Here is a 19,692-nt window from a genome sequence, read left to right on the forward strand (position 1 = left end):
CCGGTGTCTCATCCACCCTATGAGCGCTCATAGGGTGGATGAGACACCGCTACCGAGGCAAAGGTGGACAACTCACCGCCTCAGGGGGTCGTTAGCCGAAGATGGAGGGGACGGCGGAGACGGGTTTGCGCTCGTCGCCGATGCGGACCAGGGTGCCGGGGTGGATGCGGCCCTCGGTCATGAAGTCGCGGACGCGCCGAGGGGTGTAGGGGCCGTACTCCTCGCCGTGGATGATGAGGAAGACGTCGGGCTCCTCCTCGGGCTCGTCGGCGTCCTCCTGCGGTTCGGGCTCCTCGTCGGCTGGCTCGGCGGCGAGCGTCGGACGGTCGTGCCGGTCGAGGCCGCCCAGAGCGTAGTCGTCCTCGGCCCGCGAGGAGGAGACCGGTGGAGCCTCGACAGGATCGGCCTCCTCGGCCCAGGGGCTCGGCTCGTCGGCCCAGAAGATGCGCGGCGTCTCGTCGAGCACCGACGGGTCCTCGACGACCGGCTTGCGGCCGGCGATCAGGCAGAACACGATGACGAGCGACTGCAAGACCAGCGCTGCGGCCGTGTACGGCAGGCCCTCGTCGGTCTCCCAGCCGGTGCCGGGGCGCAGGAAGGTGTCGCGGCTGGAGCTGTCGAGCGCCAGCAGCAGCAGCCCGACCTGCGCCAGCACCGACAAGACGGTGAGCACCAGCACGCCGATGGTCCAGCGTCGCGCGACCAGGCCGAACAGTGCGGTCAGCCCGGCCAGCGTTCCGAACAGGGCCGCGCAGAAGGCCAGGAACAGCAGCACGCCGCGCGCGCGCCCGTCGCCGAAGGGGCTGTAGAGGCTGAGCGCGCTGTCGCGGACGATCACCAACAGGTGGCCCAGGACGCTGTTGGCCTGATAGCCGCCGAGGAACACGGCGATGGCGAAACCGAACACGCGGGCCGCGCCGAAGCGGCGGGCCCAGGAGGCGGGCTCGGACGTGTGCGTGGAACTCGTCATGGCGTGAAGACTAAGCCGCAGGCGCTCGTCGCGCGCACCCGACTCACGAGAAGAGCCCGGGAAACTCCCCGGCGGGCCGGAAATCAGTGTCCATCGTGCGGATCGCGGTCGTGCGACGGATGCGGCCCTCGGCGATGAAGCCGTGCACCTGCTCCCACTTGTAGGGGCCGTACTCGCCGCGGGCGATGCGGATGAAGTACGCCTGGGTCGTCGGGTCGGGCAGCGGCAGCAGATCGTCGGTGAACGCGGGGTAGCCCGCAGTCGCCTCGACCGGGGCCTCGGCGATCGTCGGGACCACTGCGGGGGCCGCCGAGGTCGGCTTCGGACGCGGCTCGGGCGACACCGGGGCGACCGGCGAGGTCGGCGCGACGACGTCCTCGCCGCGCGGTGCCGCGCGGTGCCCCTGTGGCGCCTCCGACGGCTCGACGAGTTCCTCGTTGAGAGCGTCGTGGGTCAGCAGGGCCTCCAGCGGGTCGGCCGTCGGCTCGGGCCGGTGCTCGGCCGGCGCCGTGAGCGGGTCGGCGCTCAGGGGTTGTTCCGGGCGTGTGGGCAGGATCGGCGCGGCCGGGACGACCGGCTCAGGCTCGGGCGTCGCCTCGATCTCGGCGGCGAGGTCCGGCTCGACGGGAGACGGGGACGGCTCAGGGGCCGCGTGACGGCCTCGGCGACCGTCGGGGGGCGTCGCCGGGGCGACTGGCGGAGCCGACGGCTGCGCGGGCGCGGGCGTCGCTGCGGCCGCCGCGTTGGACTGCGCCAGGAGCTCGGCAAGGGTGGGCCGCGTCGGCTCGACGCCGGGGGACTCCATGGCCGGAACGACCGGGGGCCCGGCGGGGGCGTCGACGTCTCGGCGGCGGTTGCGGCCGCGCAGCGACGCCAGACGCGAGCGGGAGGGCTCGGCCGGCTCGACCTCTTCGGGCTCGACCGTGATCGGATCGACGTCGGCCGGGCCCACGACGGCCGACTCGTCCTCGTCGTCCGGAGCCCGGACCCGGGTGGCGAAGCACTGGTCGACGATCACCAGCGAGAGCGCCGGGACGAGGGTCATCGTGACGATGTCGTAGGGCCAGCGGCTCCGGCTGGAGTAGTAGGCGGCGAGCACGCCGCCGTGGCGGTAGTCGGCGACGGCCAGCACGATGAGGTAGACGAGCCAGGCGGTCAGGTTGACGAGCGCGGCGACCAGCAGGATCGTCCGGCCGCGCTCGAAGCGAGGCAGCAGCGACAGGACTCCGGCGACCGCCAGCGGCAGGCCGACGAGCGGGGCGAGCACGCCGAGCAGCTGCGAGGACCCCGCGAGATGGCCGAGCGGGCCGAACGGGCTCAGCAGGTCCCAGGCCCCGTCGAGCTTCAGGACGCGCTGGACGCCGACGGCCGTCGCGTAGGCCCCGACGAGGACCGCCAGCGTCCCGTTGATCTTCTGGCCGAGGGTCAGGCGGGGGGCGGCGGCAGGAGTCGTCGGCGTGGTGTCCACGGTGTCCGCCGGCATGTTCATGCCCCCGAGATTAAGGCGCCGGACACGGTCTGCGCTCCTCCAGACACGCGGGCTCAGGAGAAATCGACCGATAGTTCGGTCGCGTCGGTGTCGTGGTAGAACTCGCCGTCGACGGTCGCGGCGAGGGCGGAGAGCTCCGGGAGGAGGTCGGCGGGGACGGCGGGGACCAGGACCACGCGGAGGACGGGCCGGTCGGCGTCGGGGAGGGTGACGGTGATCGAGCCGTCGGTGGCCGGGAGGCGGGCGAGCACCTGCGACACCCGGTCTCCGGCGACCACCGGACGCCCGCTGCCGCGCAGCGTGACCGTCGCTCCGGCCTCCCGGACGCGCCGCAGTCGTTCGCGCGCCGACGGGGTCAGGGCGCCCGGGGCGGTGAGCGCGTCGCGGATCTCGCCGGAGACGAGCCGGATCTCGCCGAGCAGCTGGTCGTCGGGGCCGTCGGCGAGGCGGCGCAGACGGTCGAGCAGGGCGTGGAGGCGGCCGTCCAGTCCGTCGGGCAGCTCCGGCAGCGCGAGCGGCTCGCCGTGCCGGAGCTGCGCGGCGATCTGCGAGGCGGTGTCGTCCTCGGCGCGTTCGACCGACGACGACAGGCCGCGGGCGTAGCGCCCGACGAGGGCGAGGCCGGTCATCTGCGCGAGGGGCTGCGCGATCACGCCCAGCGCGCCGGTGACCGCGATGCCCGGATCGGCCGCGGCCCAGGAGGCCACGACGGCCGAGTAGACCAGGCCGGCCGCGACGCCGGCCGACATCGAGGCGTAGACGCCGCACACGAGCAGCGGCGCGGTGGCGAGGCCGACGATCCACGAGTCGAAGGTCGCCAGCGACCCGCTGCCGGCGTCCGCGAGGCCGACCGTCAGCAGCGCGAGCGCGAACGGCAGCGTGACCGCCAGGGTCGAGGTCGGGGCGAGCCGGGCGCGACGGACCGCGAGGGCCAGCAGCAGCCAGGCGAGCGCGACGCAGGCGAGCGACACCCGCAGAGAGCCGGGATGGTCGAGGTGGCGCAGGGCGAGCCAGGTGTTCCCGCAGGCGTGCGCGACGCCGAACCAGGCGATGACGCGACGGCTGGGCGCTGGACGGGACGGAGCCGACGGAGGCTGCGGGAGCGGTGTCAGCTGTCGCGACGACCACCGCAGGCGGACGAGGCAGCCGTCGCCGGGGGCCGAGTGGATCTCGGCGACCCCGCCGACGCCCCGGACGCGGTCCCGGATGGAGGAGTTGACGCCGAAGGCGGCATCGGCCGTCGGATGGAAGCCGCGACCGTCGTCGCGGACCTCCAGGACCGTCTCGTGGTCGGACGTGCGGTGGGCGCGCACGGTGATGACGGTGGCGCCGCTGTGCCGCAGCGCGTTGCGGACCGCTTCGGCCGCAGCGGCGGTCATCGCGTCCACGACCGGCTCGGGCAGGTCGCTCAAGGCTTGGAAGGAGGGATGGTCGACGTGGACGCCGTCGCGGTCGAAGGAGGCCGACCCGGGGCGGTGGCCGTGGGCCGAGAGCGTGGCGAGCGCGTGGGCGGCGGCCTCGTGGACCGCACGGGTCGGCGCCGTCGGCCGTGCGGCGGCGAGGGCGAGCGTCGACAGCACCTCGTCGTGGAGCAGGCGGCGCGTCCGGGCGTCGTGATGGAGCTGACGGGACCGTTCGGCCAGGTACGCGGCGGTGGCGGACTGGAACGCCTCGGCCTCGTCGAGCGACGTCGTCAGGCGGCGGAGGGCGTCGATCAGGACGCCGAGGGCGAGGGCCGTGCAGCCGACCGCGACCAGCTCGTCGGCGAGGTCGAGCCAGGAGTGTCCCGCGCCGAGCAGGCGCCCGAGGGCGTGGAGAGCCGCGGCGGCGGCGCCGGCGGCGAGGGCGCCTCGCCTCGGCAGCAGGAGGGCGGCGGCGATCATCGCGATGACGAAGAGGTTGAACGCCGGGCCGCCGGCGTCGGCCGAGACGCCGGACGCCCCCTCGCGCACCGTCACGGCGACGGCGAGTGACAGGCCGACGAAGATGGCGGCCGTCGGCGGCGGCCGCGAGCGCCAGCACGATCAGGCCGCGCCCGTACCGGTCGCCGACGGCGGTCGCGCCGGTCCCGGAGGACCAGCGGACGAGGTCGAGCAGGACGGACACGGCGATCCACGCGGCGAGGCTGCCCCGGCAGAACAGCGCCATCCGACGCGCGTGCCGCCCGGGGGCGGTCGCGGAGGTCGTCATCGTCAGTCGTCGATGAAACCGTCTTTGCGTGCCTGCCGGACGAGCCCGTGGGCGTTGCCCACCTCGACGCCGCGCCGTTGGTAGGCCGCCACCGCGCGTTTGACGTGCTCGCGGATCGTCGCCTCGGTCACGCCGAGACGACGGGCGATCGACTTGTAGGGCAGTCCGGTGGCCACCTCCTGGATCACTTCGATCCGCCGGTCGGTCAACAGGGTCAGGATCGTGGAGTCGGCCAGCAGCGCCTGGGCGACGGCGCCGGAGAAGGCGAGATCGCCCTCGGAGACGGCGGTGACGGCCGCGGCGAGATCGGGCATCGGGTCGGCCTTCAGCGCCAGCCCGGACGCGCCCGCCGCGATGGCGCGCTGGATCAGCACCGCGCGTTCGTTCTCTGCGGTGAAGATCAGCACGCGCGGACCCCGTGCGAGGATCGCGGCGACGTGGTCGGCGGCGGTCGTCGGACCGGGGATCTCCAGGTCGAGCAGCACCACGTCGATGTCGGCGAGGTCGTGGGCCAGCAGCTCGTCGATGCTCTGGGCGACGAAGCGCAGCTGGATGTCCGGGCGCAGCCGGGAGAGCCCGACGGCGATGCCGTCGAGCACGACCGGGTGGTCGTCCAACGCCGCGATGTTGATCGTCGGCGCGTCGACGTCGATGGTGGCTGTCATGGGGTTCCCTTCTCTTCCACGACATTGGACCACAGCGAGCCGGTCTCGCGCTGTCCTCGAATTCGTGGACACCGTCGGCCATGGTCAGCGCCGTGTTTCCGTGCCAAGATCGGAGCGACCGTATCTGGGAGGAATATGTCCGAGAGCGACACGCCGCTGCCACCGCCGCCGGTCGACGGGAGCACCTCCGACGCCTCTGTGCTTCGTGTCGGACGTCGCCGAGGCCTTCCAGCCGAACCACACGATCTGCGAGGACGCCGAGAGCCATGCGGTCTACCTCGATAGCGACACCTTGGCCGAGCTGGTCAGCGACGACGCGTTGCTCGAGGGACCAGAGGGTTTCGACGAGGACGGGACATGGCTCCGGGTGGAACAGCCGATCACGGTGATGGGCGCGTACACCTGGGAGGCGCCGGCCGCCATCGTGGCGGGCCTGGTCATGGCTCTGGTGGCGTGGGTCGTCGTCCGACGCCATCGGGCGCGGACCCAGGGGAGTTCTCCCCGCAGCGCGGGTGCTTAGGTCGACCGTATGAGTGCGCTTCCCCCGCCGTCGGCGTCGTCGCCCCCTGGACCGTCCCGAGGCCTGTCGCGCCGGGCGGCGGTGGCCCTTGCCGGATCGCTGGTGGTCACCGGCGCCGTCGGGGCGGGCGGCTGGTGGTGGCTGACGCGTGACGGCGGACCCGGCTCCGGCGACGTGGTGTTGGAGGCCGTCGACGATCCGGGACAGTCGCCCTTCACCGACAGCGTGGCCTCGGAGGTCTCCTTCTCCGACGAGGCGCGCGCGTACGTCGACGACCTGGCCTTGAGCGCCGAGGTCGAGGGCTCCACGCCGGGTCTGTACGGCGGCACGAACGACGTCGGCTCCTGCGACAAGGAGGCGTTGGTCGACTTCCTCGACGCCGACGACGACAAGCGCGAGGCGTGGGCGGGCGCGCTCGACGTCGACGAGGGCGACGTCGCGGACTATGTCGGAACCCTCGCCGCCGTGGCGCTCACCCGCGACACCGCCGTCGTCAACCACGGCTATGAGGACGGTCGCGCCACGCCCTACGACGCGGTGCTCCAGGCCGGCAGCGCAGTCTTGGTCGACGCGGCGGGGACGCCGGTCGTGCGCTGCGCCTGCGGCAACCCGCTGGGCACGTTGGACCGCGACGTGACCGTCCCGGACTCGCCCGACGGGGCGTGGAAGGGCTACGCGCCGAAGCGGGTCGTCTCGGTGCGCCCGGCGCCCGAGCCGGTGTCCACGCTGACCTACGTCGACGTCGACTCCGGCGAGCAGGCGATCGCCCCCGTCGGCGACGGCAGCGGCGACTACATCGCCTGGGCGAGCAGCTACGGAAGCGACTACAAGCCGGTGGCTCAGATCTGGAATGGCGAAGAGATCGTGACAACTCAAGGCAATCCCAGGGACAACGGCTCGGACACGCTGACGCCGATCGGCTTCATCGGTGAGACCGCGTATTTCAAGGACGCTGGCGGCGCGCATGGACACTCGTGGATGCTGTACGGCTACGACGTCAACGACGGCTCGCTCGTCGCGTCCGCTGACTGCTCGGTGTGCGACGACGCGCAGGTCGCCGGCTCGGAAGTGGTGTTCTTCGAATATGGAGAGGACCATTTGCAGGTGAGGCGTCTCGACGCTGACTTGGACGAGGTGGACGCGGTGGACTTCCCGGAGGAGGAAGGCCACTTCCAAGAGGTCGAGTTCGGTGAGGCGCCACCGCCGGCCTATCTGCGTGACGCGAGCGAAGACGCCGCCTACCTGTTGGTGATGACGACGGACTGGACGGGCGAGGAGGGTGAGATCCCTGGCTACCGGTTGATCCGACTCGGCAACGACGGCGAGGTCACCCGTTCGGAGGACTTCTCGATGGAGCAACAGGCGATCTTCGGCGGCCAGGCGGTCGATCTGAGTCCCGACGGCACGACCCTCGCCGTCGTGACGGCGTCCGGCGAGATCGCCCTGCTCGACGCCGAGACGATGGAGCAGACCGGCGAGATCCCCGCAGCCGACGATGGCTCACGCATTCGTTCGATGAGTTTGCGCGACGACGGCACGCTCGACGCGACGGTGAACGACTGCTCCGATTTCTACTGCGACACGAGCCATCTCGCGGCGACGAACACCTCGTGGGACGGTGACGGGTGGACGGTCGCCGACGAGACGCCGGTGGTCTGCGCCACCGCCTCGGGACGCACCCGGGTCACCACGACGGGCGAGCAGGTCGAGGACGACTCGTACAGCACCCTGTTGCGCCAGAGCGTCGAGGTGCTCGGCGCGGACGGCTACGAGGAAGCCGACGAGGTGATCGGGGCGAGCTGCCTCGGCGCCTGAGCGGAGCCCGGCCCGATTTGCCAGCGCGGCGAGGGCGGAGTAGACTCGCACGTCGGCCTTGCTCTGCGCTCGCGCAGGCGTACGGCCGTCAGACGTAAGCAATCCGAGGCATGAGGTTCATGGCGAAAAAAGAAGGCGTCATCGAGATGGAAGGCGCGGTGGTGGAGGCCCTCCCCAACGCGATGTTCCGTGTCGAGCTGACCAACGGGCACAAGGTGCTCGCCCACATCAGCGGCAAGATGCGCCAGCACTACATCCGCATCCTCCCCGAGGACCGGGTCGTGGTGGAGCTCTCGCCCTACGACCTCAGCCGCGGACGCATCGTCTACCGCTACAAGTGACGCTCGCCGGTCGAGCGTGACCGCCGGGCACACCTGTGCCCGGTGACAACTTCATAACGACAATCACGCATTCAGAATCAGGAAAGAGCTTCTCCATGAAGGTCAACCCGAGCGTGAAGAAGATCTGTGACAAGTGCAAGGTGATCCGTCGCCACGGCCGCGTCATGGTGATCTGCGAGAACCCCCGGCACAAGCAGCGCCAGGGCTGATCCAGACTTCCTCACCCGCATCACTGAACATCTGACGGCTCGCCTGGTCCCTCGGGATCGGGCGTCACCCCCGGCGCGAAGGCCGGGGCCCGGCTCCGTGGCCCGCAAGGAAGGCCACGGGAGGCAGCTGGGGCGCCGCAGGTGACCACACCTTCGCCGAATGAAAGGAACTGCCAGCACATGGCACGCCTCATCGGAGTCGACCTCCCGCGCGAGAAGCGCTTGGAGATCGCGCTCACCTACATCTACGGCATCGGCCGCACCCGCGCCGTCGAGACTCTCGCCGCCACCGGCGTCTCGGGCGACCTGCGCGTCCACGAGCTCACCGACGAGCAGCTCGTCGCGCTGCGCGACCACATCGAGGCCAACTACCAGGTCGAGGGCGACCTGCGCCGCGAGGTCACCGCCGACATCCGTCGCAAGATGGAGATCGGCAGCTACCAGGGCCGCCGTCACCGCGCGCACCTGCCGGTCCGCGGTCAGCGCACCAAGACCAACGCGCGCACCCGCAAGGGCCCGAAGCGCACCGTCGCCGGAAAGAAGAAGTGATCGCCTGATGCCTCCCAAGACCGCCGGCGCCAAGAAGGTGCGCCGCAAGGAGAAGAAGAACATCGCTCAGGGCCAGGCCCACATCAAGAGCACGTTCAACAATACGCACGTCACCATCACCGACCCGAACGGCGCGGTCATCGCGTGGGCCTCGGGCGGAACCGTGGGCTTCAAGGGCTCGCGCAAGTCGACGCCGTTCGCGGCGGGCATGGCCGCCGAGGCCGCCGGCCGCCAGGCCATGGACCACGGCATGAAGAAGGTCGACGTCTTCGTCAAGGGCCCCGGTTCGGGCCGTGAGACCGCGATCCGCTCGCTGAGCGCCGTCGGCCTGGAGGTCGGCACGATCTCCGACGTCACCCCCAGCCCGCACAACGGCTGCCGCCCGCCCAAGCACCGTCGTCTCTGACGGCTCGCCCTTCTCTTTCAGGAGTTTTCGACTATGGCCCGTTACACCGGTCCTCTCACCAAGAAGTCGCGCCGCCTCGGCGTCGACCTCGTCGGTGGCGACGCCGCCTTCGAGCGTCGTCCCTACCCGCCCGGCCAGCACGGCCGCGCCCGCGTCAAGGAGTCCGAGTACCGCACCCAGCTGCAGGAGAAGCAGAAGGCGCGCTACACCTACGGCATCCTCGAGAAGCAGTTCCGTCGGTACTACGAGGAGGCCTCGCGCCGTCCCGGCAAGACCGGCGACAATCTGCTGAGCCTGCTCGAGTCGCGTCTGGACAACGTCGTCTACCGCGCGGGCCTGGCCCGCACGCGGCGTCACGCCCGCCAGCTGGTGACCCACGGTCACTTCATCGTCAACGGCGTCAAGACGAACATCCCGTCCTTCCAGGTCAGCAAGCACGACATCATCGACGTCAAGCCCAAGAGCCTGAACACGACGCCGTTCATCGTCGCGCGTGAGACGCACGACCCCGACACGGTGCCCGGCTGGCTCGACGTCTCGCCGACCCGCGGCCGCATCCTGGTCCACCAGAACCCGGTCCGCGAGCAGATCACCGTGCCGATCACCGAGCAGCTGATCGTCGAGTACTACTCGAAGATCTGATCCCCTCGTCCATCGACCGGGTCTCATATAGCGGTGGCCCGGAAAGGAAGAACATATGCTGATCGCCCAGCGTCCGACCCTGTCCGAAGAGGTGCTCGACGACTTCCGTTCGAAGTTCGTCATCGAGCCCTTGGAGCCGGGATTCGGCTACACCCTCGGCAACTCGCTGCGCCGCACGCTCCTGAGCTCGATCCCGGGCGCGTCGGTCACCTCGATCAAGATCGACGGGGTGCTGCACGAGTTCTCGACCGTCCCCGGCGTGACCGAGGACGTCACCGAGATCATCCTCAACCTCAAGGGCCTCGTGGTCTCCTCGACCATCGACGAGCCGGTCGTCATGTACCTGCGGGCCGACGGCCCCGGGGCCGCGACCGCCGGTGACGTCGAGGCGCCCGCGGGCGTCGAGGTGCACAACCCGGACCTGCACATCGCGACCCTCAACGAGAAGGGCCGTCTCGACGTCGAGCTCGTCGTCGAGCGGGGCCGCGGCTACGTCTCGGCCGCGCAGAACAAGACCGGCGACGAGGAGATCGGCCGCATGCCGATCGACTCGATCTACAGCCCGGTCCTGAAGGTCACCTACAAGGTCGAGGCGACCCGCGTCGAGCAGCGCACCGACTTCGACCGCCTGGTGATCGACGTCGAGACCAAGCCGTCGATCGCGCCGCGCGACGCGCTCGCTTCGGCCGGCTCCACCCTGGTGGAGCTGTTCGGCCTGGCGCGCGAGCTCAACGTCGAGGCCGAGGGCATCGACGTCGGCCCGTCGCCGGTCGACGAGCAGCTGGCCGCCGACCTGGCGTTGCCGATCGAGGACCTCGATTTCAGCGTGCGCTCGTACAACTGCCTCAAGCGCGAGGGCATCCACACCGTCGGTGAGCTCGTCACCCGTTCGGAGCAGGATCTCCTCGACATCCGCAACTTCGGGCAGAAGTCGATCGACGAGGTCAAGGAGAAGCTGGTCGAGCTCGGTCTGCAGCTCAAGGACAGCCCGGCGGGCTTCGACCCGTCCGCGGCCGCCTTCGAGGACGACGACACGAGCTTCGCCGAGGACGAGCAGTACTGAGTCACTCTCGGTCCGCCCGCGATAGCCGCGGGCGGACCGGACCCACACATCTGGAGACATCATGCCCACCCCCACCAAGGGAGCCCGCCTCGGCGGCAGCCCCGCGCACCAGCGGCTGATCCTGGCCAACCTGGCCCAGTCGCTGTTCGAGCACGGCAAGATCACGACGACCGAGGCCAAGGCCCGCCGTCTGCGTCCGTACGCCGAGCACCTCATCACCAAGGCCAAGACCGACACGGTGGCCAACCGCCGTCAGGTCGTCAAGGTCATCCGTGACAAGGGCGTCCTGCACACCCTGTTCACCGAGATCGGCCCGGCCATGGCCACCCGTCCGGGCGGCTACACGCGCATCACGAAGATCGGTCCGCGCAAGGGCGACAACGCCCCGATGGCCGTCATCGAGATCGTCGAGGCCAAGGAGTTCGGCGCGCAGAACACCGCCCCGAAGGCCGAGGCCGTCCCGGTTGAGCCCGAGGACGTCGTGACCGAGGCTCCCGCCGAGGAGCAGGCCACCGAGTCCGACGTGGTCGAGGCGGCCGACACCGCCGACGATGCTCCGGCCGAGGAGAAGTCCGAGGCCTGAGGCCTCTCGCCTCAGAAGCGCCCGTCACCCTTCGCAGGTGGCGGGCGCTTCGTTTTTTTGCCTCCTGAGGCGGTGAGTTATCCACCTTTGGCGGGTTGTCGGTGGCTCATCCACGTTATACGGGCTCATACGGTGGATGAGCCACCGCTCCACGGGGAAACGTGGACAGCTCACCGCCCCCAGGGGAGCTGGGTGCCGGGCGCTGCGCCGTAGAGTGCCGCTATGAGCGTCCCTTCCGCAGACCAGGTTCGAGAGGCAGTGAGCGCCGCCGAGGCCGCGCACGGGCGTGAGAGCGCCGAGGCGTTGGCAGAGCGGTACGCGGCGGCGGTCTCCCTCTGGGAGCGGCGAGACTTCGAGGCGGCTGCGTCTGGGTACCGGGACGTCTACCACCAGTCGCGTCGCGCGTTGGGCGAGCATCACTGGCTGACGCATTACGCCCTGGGGCGAACGGCCGACTGCCTCGCGTACGCCGGCCAATGGGCGATGGCGGTGTCCTGCCAGGCTTTCTACCTCGACGCGTTGACCGACGCGCACGGTCCGAACAGCCGCTTCGTCTATATGGGTCGGCGGATTCTGGGCGAGCGCCTCCACCGGGCAGGTCGCCTCGAGGAGGCGGCAGGCGTGCTGAACGACTTGGTCGAAGAATCGAAGCACGCGAAGAATCCGGGCGACACGGAGATTCCGGCGTGTTCGCGGGCGGCCGCGCTGGTCGCGTTCGACCGGGAACGCTACGACGAGGCGGCCCGGCACCACGGCGATGCGGTCGCCTGGCACGTTCGGCACGACGGGCCGGAAGCCGACGCGACGATGGAGGCCGAACTCGCCTACGCGGGCAGTCTCGTTCGCTCCGGCGCCGTCGATGACGCTGCGAGCCGATATCGCGGCGTCCTGACACGGCGGGAGGCGGTGTCCGGGCCTGACGATCAGCAGACGCTACGGGTGGTGGGGCTGTTCGCGAACGACATGCTCCATGCCAAGCGGTACCGGGAGGCGTTGCCGTTGTGCGTACGCCTGAGCGAGGCGAGAGAACGGCTGTACGAGGCTGACGACCCACGTGTCCTCGACGCGCGACAGTCGGTGGCGACGGTGCGTCTGTGCCTCGACGAGTTCGATGAGGCGGCGCGGCTGTTCGAGGACGTGGTGCGGAGGGGCCGACGAGTGTGGGGATCTGAGCACCGACAGACCTTGGTCTCGCAGGAGCTGTGGGTCAAGGCGCTGACCGAGGCGGGCCGCGACGAGGAGGAGATCGAGGTTCGGCGTTCCCACGTGGAGGCCCTGGCGCGGGCGAAGGGCCCCGACGACGTGGAGTCGCTGAAGCAGTTGGAGATGCTGGGCATACGTCTGGGCCAGGTCAAGCGGTGGGTCGAGTCGTTGGAGGTCTTCCTCGAAGTCGTCGAGCGCCGGACACGGGTGTTCGGCGCGGACGACGCGCGTCGCCGAATGATGGTGACGTTGGCCGGGAACACGGCACTGATGGTCCGTCGCTACGACGTGGCGGCGTCGGCTTTCCGCGAGACGGTCCGGTGGCGCTCGCGTGAGCTGGGCGACGACCATCCTGAGACTTCTGCGGCGCGCGTCGACGAGGGCAAGGCGCTGTATGGCGCGGGTTTGTACGCGCAGGCCGAGAAGCTCTTCTGGGAGGCCGCTCGTGGTTATGAGCGCCATCACGACCTCGACCACCCGGCGGTGCTCGACACCCTGGCGTGGGTGGTGATGGCGCGCAAGAAGGACGGTCGGACGCACGCGGCCGTTGACGTGGCGTCGTTGGTGGCCGACGGGCGGCAACGGACGCTCGGCCCTGACCACGCCGACACGATGGAGGCGTGGTTCGAGGCGGGGGAGCTGGCCATGGCCGACGACCAGGACCAGCTGGCCGCCGACATGTTCGCGAAGGCGGCCGAAAGGCTCGCTCGCGTCCGGGGAGCCGATGACGCGTCCACTCTGGCGACGCGGCTCCTGCAGGCGGTGGCGATGCTGTGCGCGGGCGTGACGCCTGAGGCGAGGCGGCTGTTCATGGAGGTGTGGGAGCGGCAGCGGGAGGTGCTCGGACCCGATCATGAGGTCACTCGTCGAAGCGCGGACTTCTTCGACGACTTCTTGAAGGAGTGACGTGTCGGAGCCGTCTCGGCGTGCGTCACCTCATTGTGGATAACACGGGTGACAGATCTGAGGTTCCAGGGTTGGGTCGGTCCACGCCTTCTGCCGAACACGAGGTCGTCATCGAGTTGTTCCGGCGTTCGCCCGACCTGGTGACCGAGTTGTTGTCGTCGCGGTTCGGGGTGAGCGTGTCGCCGTCGGTGAGCGAGGCGTTCCCGGCCTATGAGGCGGCCTTGGACATGGTGTTCGAGAGCCTGGGCGCTGAGGGTGTCGCGGCGTACGATGATCTGGTCAAGGCCGTGACGAGCGCAGCGGTGCGTGATGAGTGGAGTAGGTATATGAGCACGACGGCGATTCCTCGGATGTGGCTCAGCGACGAGTACCAACAGTCCTTTGAGAAGGGCTGGGTCAAGGGCGAGGTGAAGAGTCTGCTGCGGCTTCTGTCGGCTCGCGGGTTCGACGTGTCCGAGTCGCTCTGTGATCGGGTGATGGGCGTCGGCCATGAGCAACTGGAACGGTGGCTTGACCGAGTGCTCGCGGCCCCGGCTCTGGACGACGTCTTCGCGGACTAGCGGCGTCTCGTCCGCAGGACACGGAAGCCTTTGGCGCTGGCGAGGCGGTCGGTGGGGTAGTCCTGGCTGACGAGCCAACGCTGCAATGAGTCGGCGCCGAGGTTCTTGCCGACGACCAGGCGGGCCTCGCCGCCAGTGGCCAGCCGGTCGAGCCAGAGCAGCAGCAGCTCGTGCAGCGCCTGCTTGCCGATCCGGATCGGCGGATTCGACCAGATCGCGTCGAAGCGGAGGTCGGTCGGCACGTCCTCCGGGGCGGCCACCCGCACCGGCAGGCCGAGTCGCTCGGCGTTGGCGGCGGTGAGGTCGCGGGCGCGCTCGTTGACGTCGACCGCCCATACCTCGGCCTCCGGTGAGGCGGCGGCGACCCCACAGGCGATCGGCCCCCACCCGCAGCCGAGGTCGAGCACGCGTCCGGTCGGCGCGTCGTCGTGGCCGAGCAGCACGGCGGTCGCGTGGTCGAGGCCGTCAGCGGAGAACACCCCTCCCGCCGTCTGAAAGCGCAGCTCCCGCCCCCAGATCGTCGCCTCCACCTCCCGTGTCGTGGTCGGCCCGTCCGGCGTCTCGAAGTAGTGGCTCACACTTCAGTCTCGCACTCACGCTCGCGAGCGTCTCCGCCCTGGCCGGAGCCGAGCAGATGAGGGGACTTCTCCCCATGGCGGGACATCGGCAGCGCCCTTAGTCTGCTTTCAGACAGCCCGCTCGTCGCTCCGAGAAAGGCCCGATATGACCGAACCCCTCGTTCCACCCCCCCGACAGAGACCGGCGCGTCGCCGGCGCAGATCCCTCGCTACGGCGCACGGGCGGCCGTCGCGGGCGTCGTCGGCGTGGCCGCGTTGTCGCTGGTGGCGGTGGGCGGTGTGTTCGCCGTCAATTTCCTCAAGGGATCCAACCTCGACGCGGCCCAGTACATCCCCGCCGACGCGGTGGCCTACGTCGAGTTCACCGCCGATCCGGGCGCCGCGCAGAAGGTCGAGGCCGCGCAGCTGTTGAACCGGCTCAGCGAGGGCCTGGACGCGCTCGACTACACCGTCGACGAGGACCCGGCGACGGCGCAGCGTGACGCCGGTCAGGCCGTCCTCGACCTGTTCTGCTCCTCGACCGACTACGAGGACGACATCGAGCCGTGGCTCGGCTCGACGATCGCCGCGGCCGTGACGCCGGAGGACGGCGGCACGCCGATCCTGGTCGTGCGGACCACCGACGCGGAGGCCTCCGAGGACGGACTGCGCGACCTCTACGACTGCGCGTACGACTACTACGACGAGTGGGGCGAGGAGTTGGAGTACTCCCTGCCCGACCTCGCCGACCAGTTCGACGACGACCTCGGCGTCGCCTACGACGGCGAGTGGGCGGTCGTCGCGGCCAATCAGAACGCCGCCGACGACGCGCTGGAGGCGGCGAAGGAGCAGTCGTTGGCCGACGACGAGCATTTCTCGAAGACCATCGCCGAGTTGGGCGAGTTGGGCATCGCGACCGGGTGGCTCAGCGGCGAGCGGCTCACCGAGCTGGGCGACGACTACATGACCTCCGACACGCGTGACGGCCTTCAGGAGGTGTTCGCCTCGCAGGCTGTCACCTTCCGGGTCGACGGCGATGTGGCCGAGGTGTCGGGCGTCGTGCTCGGCGAGGAGATCGTCGGCGTCGAGCAGGGCGATTTCGACCCCACCACGCTGCCGGGCGACTCGGTGTACGCGGCCTACTGGGGAAATTTGGGCGACAGCGCCGGCGCGCACGTCGCCGACGACTACTCTGACGGCTTCGGGTATTCCGACTCGATGGACCTCTACGGAGGGGAGTTCATCAGCTGGCTGTTCGGCCCGGTCGAAGGTGATCCGTTCGATATCGGTTATGTCGGGGATGTCGACGACTGGGACGACGACGACTTCTTCGCGGTGGCCGCCTCGACGCCGGAATCGCCGTACTCGGGTTTCCCTGACGAGCCGGAGAGCGATGCCGACTGCGTGATCGAGGACACCGGCCGGTTGGTGATCGCCAGCGGGGAGTCGGTGTTCAGCGATGGAGGCGCCTACCTCGACGCCGAGCTCTACGAGGAGGAGTACGAGAGCGACATCGACTGGTACGCGCTGGAGGAGTCCTATTGGTGGGACGAGTACCTCGACGACGATTATTACTACGACTTCGAGGAGTTCATCTACGCGATGGAAGACGAGGGTCGCATCGACCTCGACGACTGGACGGACAGCGAGTCGTACGCGTACTGCGAGACGACGTCGGTGGAAGCCCAGGACATGGACGGCTTCTCGGTCTGGACGGACGACGAGTCCTGGGCTGAGCAGGCCGCCGACCAGTCCGGCGATCTCGGCTCGCAGGACAGCTTCACCCAGGTGATCCCGGACGCCGGGAAGAGCGACCTGTTCATGTTCGTCAATAACGACATGATCGCCGACAATGGCGAGGACCTCGCCGACGTGATCGAGTCGGCGGGCTATTCCGTCGACCAGCAGCAGGGCAAGCTCGTCGTCACGGCGCGGGTGCTGTTCCGCTGAGCAGCGCGGCCAGACGGCCGAGGAAGGGCCGCTGGGGTGCCACGGGCGCCTCGGCGGCCCGCAAGGCCCGGCCTCAGATCGTCGTCTCCACCCCGCGTGTTCGCACGGGCCCGTCCGGGGTCTCGAAATGACGGCTCACTGAGCTCGTGTCTCAAGGGCCGTGGTGTGGATAAGTCCGGTGACAGATCAGGCGTTCTGCGGTTGGGTCGGTCCATGCCGTCCGCTGAACATGAAGTCGTGATCGAACTGGTCCGACGTGCCCCCGAACTGGTGACGGAGATGTTGTCGTCCACGTTCGGGGTGAAGGTGTCGCCGTCGGTCACGGCGACACCGTTCGCCGAGTCGTCGCGTGTCGTGGAGCCGAGCACCTTCCACGCGGACGCCGCCTTCGTCTACGCCGGTGAGGACGGTGAGGCTGAACTCGCGGTGGTGTTCGAGGTGCAGCGTGCGCTCGACCGGGGGAAGCTGTGGACGTGGCGGGCGTATCTGGCGCATCTGGAGAACGAGGTGAAGGCGCATGCCGCGCTGGTCGTGTATTGCCCCGACCGACGGCTTGGCGCCCGGTATCGGGAGACGTTCGACGGGTCGGGGATCAGCTTGTTGGTGCGGCCGTTGATCGTGACGCCCGATGATGTGCCGTTGGTCGTCGACCCGGAGCAGGCGGTGAGGAATCCCGCGGCGGCGGTGCTGGGCATGGTGGCCCATATGCGGGAGGCGAGTGTGGTCGAGGCGTTTCCGGCGTACACGGCAGCATTGGACGAGGTGTTCGCGAAGCTGGGCGCTGACGGTGTCGCGGCGTACGATGATCTGGTCAAGGCCGTGATGAGCGCAGCGGTGCGTGACGAATGGAGTAGGTATATGAGCACGACGGCGATTCCTCGGATGTGGCTCAGCGACGAGTACCAGCAGTCCTTTGAGAAGGGCTGGGTCAAGGGCGAGGCCGAGGGCGAAGTCAAGGGCAAGGCCGAAAGTCTGCTGCGGGTGTTGGCAGGGCGCAGTTTCGACGTGTCCGAGTCGGTCCGCGAGCGAGTGATGGGCGCGGACCGCGAGCAACTGGAGCGGTGGCTTGACCGAGCGGTGACCGCGCCGACGCTCGAGGAGGTCTTCGGCTGATCCCCGTCAAGCCGGTGTCTCATCCACCCTATGAGCGCTCATAACGTGGATGAGACACCGACCTGGCGGCAAAGGTGGATAACTCACCGCCTCAGGGGGTGGTGAGGCGGGGGAGGGGTCGCTCGTCGCGGCGGCGGCGGGACTGCTCCACCCGGGCGGCGAGCTGGTCGTCGGGCGGGTAGACGACCTCCTCCAGCACCAAGCCGTGCGCGGGCATCACCTTGACGCGCGGGTCGCGGACCTGCGCGGCCAGGATCTCCGCGGCGAACTCCGGCGGGTGCCGACGCTCGCCCACGGCCACGAGGCAGCCCATCAGCGCGCGCACCATCGAGTGGCAGAAGGCGTCGGCGCGGACGGTCGTGGCGATGGTCTCGCCGCCGCGCATCGTGCGCAGGGCCAGCAGGTTGCGGATCGTGGTCGCGCCGTCGCGCTTCTTGCAGAACGAGGCGAAGTCGTGTTCGCCGAGCAGGTGGTCGGCGGCCTCGTTCATCAGGTCGACGGTCAGCGGGCGGGGATTCGCCACGATCATGCGCCGGCTCATCGGGTCGGGGCCGGCCGGATGGTCGGTCATGCGGTAGACGTAGCGGCGTTCCACGGCGGCGAATCGGGCGTCGAACCCCTCGGGCGCCTCGGTGACGGACTTGACCCGGATGTCGCCGGGCACGAGCCGTCGCAGCCGTCGCTCCAGCACTCCCGGGTGGGTGTCGAGGTCGACGTGCGCCACCTGGCCGCGAGCATGCACCCCGGCGTCGGTGCGTCCCGCGCAGACCACCTGAGGCCGCTCCGACAGCCGCAGCACCGTGGCGAGCGCCTGCTCCAGCTCGCCTTGCACCGTGCGGAGTCCGGGCTGGGCGGCCCATCCGGAGAACTCAGTGCCGTCGTAGGCCAGGTCGATGCGCAGTCTCACCCGCTCACGGTACTGCCCAGACCTTCACGATGCGTGAGGCGTGCATCGCCGAGGAGATCCAGTGAGACTGTCAGCGCATCGGCGTGTAGCCGTGGGAGCTGGTCTGGAGGGTCCAGCCGTTGATCTTCCAGTCGGGTCCGCCGACCATGATGTAGGTGGCGTCGGTGTCGACGGTGAGCAGTTCGGTGGAGCCGTCCGGGGCGCGCACCGGCAGGTCGGCCGAAGCGGTGAAGGAGACGGCGAGGCGCGGACGGGAGCCGCCCCGGTCGAGGTCGACCGAGATCGTCGACCATGTGGGATGGATCCACGCGCCGTTCGCGTAACCCGCGTCGCTCCACGCCGGTCCGAAGTAGCTGCGGCCCGCGCCGGCGCCCGGGCCGTCGAGCAGCACCACGCCGGTGCCCTCCCGGGCGGCGCGGTCGCGCGGCGAGGCGATCACCGCGTCGACACGCGGCGGGTAGACGCTCGTCCGCGCGTGGTCGGTGAGGAAGGCCTCCACTGGCGCGAAGTCGGCCGCCGTGTACGACTGGCGCGGCAGCGACAGCCGGGAATAGCGCACATCGAAGGTGAAAGCGATGGCCCGGCAGGCCGCCTGGCGTGCGGCCTCGTCGCCGACGGCCGAACGCGCCGACGCTGACACCTCGACCTGCACGGCGGGGCACCAGTCGACCACGCCGCCGTTCTCGGTCGCCGCCGCAGGACGGCCCGGCCAGAGGCCGGCGGCCGGGGAGGTCGACGTCGGTTCGGGCGTCGCCTCGGGCTCCGGCTCGGCTTCGTCCTCGGTCGCGGGCTCCGCCGACGGAGTGGGCTTCGGGTCGTCGGAGGCCACCGTGTTCGGGGCGTCGTCGTCGCGCACCGAGCCGTCGGGGGAGTTCAAGCCCAACGCGATGGCGACGATGGCGACACACATCACCACCGCCGCGACGGACTTGACCACCCAGGAATTCACTGTCCCAACAATAAGCGCGTGACTCAGAGCACGTGGAACCCGGCGGGGTCGCGGTCCCACGCGGCGACCCTGGTCGAGCGCGCTGATCGCGGTGCTTCGACGCAG

General features: G+C 69.9%; 20 protein-coding genes. 13 read left to right on the plus strand and 7 right to left on the minus strand.

The genetic code is table 11. The features are described 5' to 3' along the window. Positions 1-91: 91 nt before the first annotated feature. From QM621_RS10165 to QM621_RS10180, 4 genes are all read right to left on the minus strand, one after another. The gene (locus QM621_RS10165; RefSeq protein WP_414990265.1) at positions 92-970 is read right to left on the minus strand and encodes a hypothetical protein; all 879 of its coding nucleotides are present in this window, start codon (positions 968-970) and stop codon (positions 92-94) included. A 43-nt stretch (positions 971-1,013) separates the two neighbouring features. Then, positions 1,014-2,459, minus strand: a complete 1,446-nt coding sequence (locus QM621_RS10170) for a hypothetical protein (protein ID WP_414990266.1) — start codon at positions 2,457-2,459, stop codon at positions 1,014-1,016. 53 nt (positions 2,460-2,512) lie between these two features. Next, on the minus strand, positions 2,513-4,417 hold the full coding sequence (locus tag QM621_RS10175; RefSeq protein ID WP_414990267.1) for a sensor histidine kinase: 1,905 nt from the start codon (positions 4,415-4,417) through the stop codon (positions 2,513-2,515). A gap of 234 nt (positions 4,418-4,651) precedes the next feature. Continuing rightward, on the minus strand, positions 4,652-5,314 hold the full coding sequence (locus QM621_RS10180; RefSeq protein ID WP_414990268.1) for a LuxR C-terminal-related transcriptional regulator: 663 nt from the start codon (positions 5,312-5,314) through the stop codon (positions 4,652-4,654). Between the two features lie 205 nt (positions 5,315-5,519). On the opposite strand from QM621_RS10180, the gene QM621_RS10185 reads away from it, so the two are divergent. The 11 genes from QM621_RS10185 (at position 5,520) to QM621_RS10235 (ending at position 14,111) form a co-directional block, all read left to right on the plus strand. After that, entirely contained in the window at positions 5,520-5,834 is a 315-nt protein-coding gene (locus QM621_RS10185; protein ID WP_414990269.1) for a hypothetical protein, read from the plus strand. 9 nt (positions 5,835-5,843) lie between these two features. Next, entirely contained in the window at positions 5,844-7,649 is a 1,806-nt protein-coding gene (locus tag QM621_RS10190; protein ID WP_414990270.1) for a DUF6777 domain-containing protein, read from the plus strand. Positions 7,650-7,768: 119 nt separating this feature from the next. After that, the gene (infA, locus tag QM621_RS10195) at positions 7,769-7,990 is read left to right on the plus strand and encodes a translation initiation factor IF-1 (protein WP_023647000.1); all 222 of its coding nucleotides are present in this window, start codon (positions 7,769-7,771) and stop codon (positions 7,988-7,990) included. 95 nt (positions 7,991-8,085) lie between these two features. After that, the gene (rpmJ, locus tag QM621_RS10200; RefSeq protein WP_008361054.1) at positions 8,086-8,199 is read left to right on the plus strand and encodes a 50S ribosomal protein L36; all 114 of its coding nucleotides are present in this window, start codon (positions 8,086-8,088) and stop codon (positions 8,197-8,199) included. A 180-nt stretch (positions 8,200-8,379) separates the two neighbouring features. Beyond that, positions 8,380-8,748 (plus strand): 30S ribosomal protein S13, encoded by a 369-nt coding sequence (rpsM, locus tag QM621_RS10205; RefSeq protein ID WP_414990271.1) that lies wholly within the window; start codon positions 8,380-8,382, stop codon positions 8,746-8,748. Between the two features lie 7 nt (positions 8,749-8,755). Continuing rightward, entirely contained in the window at positions 8,756-9,154 is a 399-nt protein-coding gene (gene rpsK, locus QM621_RS10210; RefSeq protein WP_414990272.1) for a 30S ribosomal protein S11, read from the plus strand. 33 nt (positions 9,155-9,187) lie between these two features. Further along, on the plus strand, positions 9,188-9,796 hold the full coding sequence (gene rpsD / locus QM621_RS10215) for a 30S ribosomal protein S4 (protein ID WP_414990273.1): 609 nt from the start codon (positions 9,188-9,190) through the stop codon (positions 9,794-9,796). A 55-nt stretch (positions 9,797-9,851) separates the two neighbouring features. Continuing rightward, entirely contained in the window at positions 9,852-10,859 is a 1,008-nt protein-coding gene (locus tag QM621_RS10220; RefSeq protein WP_414990274.1) for a DNA-directed RNA polymerase subunit alpha, read from the plus strand. Between the two features lie 61 nt (positions 10,860-10,920). Then, entirely contained in the window at positions 10,921-11,442 is a 522-nt protein-coding gene (rplQ, locus tag QM621_RS10225) for a 50S ribosomal protein L17 (RefSeq protein ID WP_414990275.1), read from the plus strand. Between the two features lie 222 nt (positions 11,443-11,664). Further along, positions 11,665-13,551 (plus strand): tetratricopeptide repeat protein, encoded by a 1,887-nt coding sequence (locus QM621_RS10230; protein WP_414990276.1) that lies wholly within the window; start codon positions 11,665-11,667, stop codon positions 13,549-13,551. A gap of 71 nt (positions 13,552-13,622) precedes the next feature. Beyond that, the gene (locus QM621_RS10235; RefSeq protein WP_414990277.1) at positions 13,623-14,111 is read left to right on the plus strand and encodes a hypothetical protein; all 489 of its coding nucleotides are present in this window, start codon (positions 13,623-13,625) and stop codon (positions 14,109-14,111) included. Here the strand turns inward: QM621_RS10235 and QM621_RS10240 are convergent. Then, complete coding sequence (locus QM621_RS10240; RefSeq protein WP_414990278.1) at positions 14,108-14,689, minus strand: class I SAM-dependent methyltransferase; 582 nt, start codon at positions 14,687-14,689, stop codon at positions 14,108-14,110. The genes QM621_RS10235 and QM621_RS10240 overlap by 4 nt on opposite strands. Before the next feature lie 246 nt (positions 14,690-14,935). Here QM621_RS10240 and QM621_RS10245 point away from each other — a divergent pair, with 246 nt between their 5' ends. Both QM621_RS10245 and QM621_RS10250 read left to right on the plus strand, forming a co-directional pair. Beyond that, entirely contained in the window at positions 14,936-16,618 is a 1,683-nt protein-coding gene (locus QM621_RS10245) for a DUF3352 domain-containing protein (protein ID WP_414990279.1), read from the plus strand. 237 nt (positions 16,619-16,855) lie between these two features. Continuing rightward, on the plus strand, positions 16,856-17,731 hold the full coding sequence (locus QM621_RS10250) for a hypothetical protein (RefSeq protein ID WP_414990280.1): 876 nt from the start codon (positions 16,856-16,858) through the stop codon (positions 17,729-17,731). A 91-nt stretch (positions 17,732-17,822) separates the two neighbouring features. Here the strand turns inward: QM621_RS10250 and truA are convergent, their stop codons facing one another. Both truA and QM621_RS10260 read right to left on the minus strand, forming a co-directional pair. Further along, complete coding sequence (gene truA / locus QM621_RS10255; RefSeq protein ID WP_414990281.1) at positions 17,823-18,638, minus strand: tRNA pseudouridine(38-40) synthase TruA; 816 nt, start codon at positions 18,636-18,638, stop codon at positions 17,823-17,825. 70 nt (positions 18,639-18,708) lie between these two features. Beyond that, positions 18,709-19,587 (minus strand): hypothetical protein, encoded by an 879-nt coding sequence (locus QM621_RS10260; RefSeq protein WP_414990282.1) that lies wholly within the window; start codon positions 19,585-19,587, stop codon positions 18,709-18,711. Positions 19,588-19,692: the final 105 nt, after the last annotated feature.

The organism is Aeromicrobium sp. (assembly GCF_047606445.1).
GTDB lineage: Bacteria > Actinomycetota > Actinomycetes > Propionibacteriales > Nocardioidaceae > Aeromicrobium.